Annotated in this window: 4 protein-coding genes; all 4 read right to left on the bottom strand. The window is 47.8% G+C overall.

Features of this window, described 5'->3' with window-relative positions:
* Positions 1-45: 45 nt before the first annotated feature.
* A complete protein-coding gene (locus RMO79_RS18055) occupies positions 46-606 on the bottom strand; it encodes a pyridoxamine 5'-phosphate oxidase family protein (RefSeq protein ID WP_310484629.1) in 561 nt (186 codons plus the stop codon).
* Positions 607-634: 28 nt separating this feature from the next.
* Positions 635-1249 carry a TMEM165/GDT1 family protein gene (locus RMO79_RS18050; protein WP_310484628.1) on the bottom strand — a complete coding sequence of 205 codons (615 nt, stop codon included), beginning with the start codon at positions 1247-1249 and terminating at the stop codon, positions 635-637.
* A 114-nt stretch (positions 1250-1363) separates the two neighbouring features.
* Positions 1364-2758 carry a beta-ketoacyl synthase N-terminal-like domain-containing protein gene (locus RMO79_RS18045; protein WP_310484627.1) on the bottom strand — a complete coding sequence of 465 codons (1395 nt, stop codon included), beginning with the start codon at positions 2756-2758 and terminating at the stop codon, positions 1364-1366.
* Positions 2759-2901: 143 nt separating this feature from the next.
* Positions 2902-3609, bottom strand: coding sequence for a peptidylprolyl isomerase (locus tag RMO79_RS18040; protein ID WP_310484626.1), 708 nt, complete (start codon positions 3607-3609; stop codon positions 2902-2904).
* Between the last annotated feature and the right edge of the window lie 91 nt (positions 3610-3700).

The following is a 3700-nucleotide window of genomic DNA, read 5'->3' as shown; positions in this document are numbered from 1 at the left end:
TTTTAACTAGTAAAAAATTAAGTAGTACAAGAAGCTAATCTAGGTCTATCGATCGAGGTCAGGTAGTGGATAGGTATCTAATCCATCAATGCTGATTTGATTATTTTGAAGTTGGTATTTCCGAACTCCATCAGCACCTTTCCGACTTGCCCATTCTACCAAAGTTGAGCGTTCCTGTGGCAATTCAAACATGGGTACTCCGTAGCCACACGAAGTTTGAACTGACTCTATTTCTACCACAATTAACTGACGTTGACCAGGGTAGTCGGGGAAATCATTACTCTCCCAAATTTCCTGCCATTTGGCTGTATCGGGCAAAACTACTTCACCTCTACCATAAAGCCGGAGAATTAATGGTCGATCGCTAAAACTACAGAACATCACTGTGATTCGATCGGTTCGAGATAGATGAGCTGCGGTTTCATTGCCACTACCAGTTAGATCCAAATATGCCACTCGCTTGGGGCTACAACAGCGAAAAGTATCCATCCCTTTGGGCGATAGATTGATTCTGCCCTCAGTGGGTGCTGTAGCTGTAAAAAAGATTTTCTGGTTGTCGATAAATTCACATAATTTATCGTCGAGTTCTGAGTAAAATTTTGCCATATCGATCGAAACCAAAAATATTTAAAAATTAAAATCCAACTATTGAAATCATCGCAAAGATGATAAACAATCCACCGCCAACCAGATTGACAAGCTTTTCAGAGATGCTACCCGCGATCGATCTACCCGCAAAGACAGCGATCGCCGTACAGATGGTATGTGCTAAAATTCCCCCCATAGTTACACCGATTCGATTGTGATGTGTGGCTAAAGCAATCGTCGCAAATTGAGTGCGATCGCCCCATTCTGCCATAAAAATCAGGGTAAATGTTTCGACGATAATCTTCCAGACGCTCGACTGAGTGGCTAAATGAGCTGGAGGTGCGGCGATTTCTGCTCTAGCTATTGCTAATTCCTCAGCCCGCTCTTGTTGGGACATTTTCCATCCCCGGTAGAGCAATTTGCAGCCAAATCCGAGAAAAATTGCGACTTCTGTCAAGCGTAAATACGTCGGATCCACTGAAGCAAAAAGTCTACCCGCTAACACCGATAATACCGTCATCAACCCTAAGGCGAGTACAGTACCGGAGAATACCCACCCACGGGGATGACGCATCGACAGGAGAATGGTGATGAAAAAACTTTTATCCCCCAATTCGGCAGAGGTAACTAATATTAAAGCTTTTGTAAACGCTCTGAGCATCTAGGTATGGCGCAAATCGACCTCATAATTCTAGCCCTAGACGTGTCGATCGAGAGCTGCTCCAGACTAAATTTTTGTCGTCGTATCTCATGTTGTAATCGAGATCCCTTGCCCTCACCCCGCCCTCGCCTCCGGCTCTGGCTCCCCTCTCCCAAGCTTGGGAGAGGGGTTGGGGGTGAGGGCAAGATTCGTGGTTGTTTCCGACCATTTTTGTAATAAAATCGAGGCATTTTGACCCCCAAAGCCAAAACTCAAACAAAGTACTCTATTTACAGTAGTTTGACGGGGAGTCATCACAAAATCGAGGTCGAATTCTGAGTCAATTAAGCCCACAGAGGGGGGTAAAATTTGGGTGGCGATCGATTTTAAACACAACGCAATCCCCACCGCACCAGACGCGCCTAATGTATGTCCCGTGGCTCCTTTTGTCGAACTAATTGGTACTCCCTGGGGAAACATCCGCTCGATTAATTGACTTTCTCGCCAGTCGTTTAGACTTGTGCCAGTACCATGAGCGTGGATGTAGTCGATTTTGGATTTTGCGGATGCGTGAACTGTTCGGGTTCCCCGACAGTGGAACGCACCAAGCGGATTTTGGATTTTGCGGCTCGCGTAACTCCTTCGGAGTGGCTTTTGCTGAGGCAAAGGCTTCGCCAACGCCAACGTCGGGGAACCCGACGTAAGAAGCGAGACAAGACAGGATTTTGGATTGGGAAAACCTTGATGGGAATCGATGGTTAAATGATAACTGAGAGATCGATCGATCGCACTTATTGCCGCACCTAGATCGAAATCTACAGCACAGAGATGATAGGCATCATTTGTCAAACCACATCCCAATACTTCCCCGTAGATTTTGGCACCCCGCGCTTCGGCTAATGTAGCTGATTCCAACACAAATACCGCCCCAGCCTCCCCCAATACTAACCCCTCGCGAGATCGATCGAAAGGATAACAGCCCCTCGTCGCCAAAGCACCCATTTGCCGAAAACCAGTAATGGTCAGCGGCGTAATCGGGGCTTCTACCGCTCCCGCGATCGCCCGCTCGCAGGCTCCAGAACGCATCAAACCGATCGCTTGACTCAATGCAACAATTCCCGTCGCACAGGCTGCCATAGGGGCTAATAGAGCCGACTGAGAGCCAATATACCTCGCGGCGGCGATGGCGGGACTATGGGGCAAAGTATCCAACCACCCACTCAAATCTTGCCCATTGGCGGCGAATTTCTCCCACTGCGCCTGAGAGCCGCGACTCGAACCGATCGCCACACCACAATCTGGTAATGGTAAACTCAATCCTGCATCCTTTACTGCCTCGGCGACAACCATCTGGGTGAGAGTGATAACATCCAAGGGTGCTTTCTCGATGAGAGCTAGCGGTAGTGGGGGTAAATCGGCAAACGGTTGATGTAACTCAATCCCCGATTTTCCGGCGATTAGACTTTGCCAAGTACTAGCGAGATCTCCCAGTGCAGATCTAAAACCAATGCCAGTGATTACGATTCGCATTTCCACTCATACTGAGGATTTTGGTAAGGATTCTCCCTTGGGGCGGGCAAAGGGCGATAGAATTATTAAGAACATATCCCCGACTTCTCCAAGAAGTCGGGGATATTGCGTTTCTAGAATTGGGCGGATAATCTCCCCCTCGCCTATTTTTTCAACTTATCTGCACCACTAGTCACCTTCGCGGAGGTAATTTTGTCACCTTGTTTGATGGTGTCGATGACTTCTAGCCCCTTGGTGATTTTGCCAAATACAGTATAGTTACCGTCGAGGAAAGGGATATCAGCTAGGGTAAAATAAAACTGGGAAGAAGCAGAATCAGGCGATTGAGACCTGGCCATGGCGATCGCCCCACGCTTGTGCTGTAATATGGGTCTGTCAGTAATCGGCTGACTATAAGTAGGTGCTGTTGCGCCTTGGGATTTGATTTCGAGGGGAATCTGCCGCTCGGAACTAGATCCTGATGGAATATAGCCACCAGTTCCATTGCCTTTGGGATCTCCACCTTGGACGACAAACGGTTGAGGTTCCCGCACGACGCGGTGGAATGTCAAACCGTTATAGAAGCCTTTTTGCACCAAATCGACGAAGTTACCCGCACTCAGCGGGGCATTATTACCATCTAATTCGATGGTTATTTGCTTACCCTTGACAGTCATGACAACAGTTGCCATCCCATCGAGTCTGGGTAAACCGGGAAATTGACTATTGGTACTAACAGCAGCGGGTGTGCTACTAGTAGGTGCTGCGGATGTGGAAGATGATGGGGTTTTTTTTGGACTATCGCAACCGCCCAAAATTAGAGCACCCATGAGGAAACTCGCTAAAATCAGCCTTTGAAATGGTATCTGCATCTGCTAGTAGGAAATAAGGGGTTTCTTCAGCTTAAGTTTAAGCCGATCGCTGCTCATAATACTAGTGACTGTCGATCGAATTCAGAGTTCC

The sequence above is a fragment of the Chamaesiphon sp. VAR_48_metabat_403 genome, from assembly GCF_031422475.1.
Lineage (GTDB): Bacteria > Cyanobacteriota > Cyanobacteriia > Cyanobacteriales > Chamaesiphonaceae > Chamaesiphon.
Note: the sequence above shows the minus strand (reverse complement) of the source record. Positions and strands in the feature narration are given on the sequence as shown.

What these genes read in the sequence shown, in the direction of transcription:
- RMO79_RS18045 (WP_310484627.1), bottom strand. Translation starts at nt 2,758, where the DNA reads ATGCGAATCGTAATCACTGGCATTGGTTTTAGATCTGCACTGGGAGAT.
- RMO79_RS18055 (WP_310484629.1), bottom strand. Translation starts at nt 606, where the DNA reads ATGGCAAAATTTTACTCAGAACTCGACGATAAATTATGTGAATTTATC.
- RMO79_RS18040 (WP_310484626.1), bottom strand. Translation starts at nt 3,609, where the DNA reads ATGCAGATACCATTTCAAAGGCTGATTTTAGCGAGTTTCCTCATGGGT.
- RMO79_RS18050 (WP_310484628.1), bottom strand. Translation starts at nt 1,249, where the DNA reads ATGCTCAGAGCGTTTACAAAAGCTTTAATATTAGTTACCTCTGCCGAA.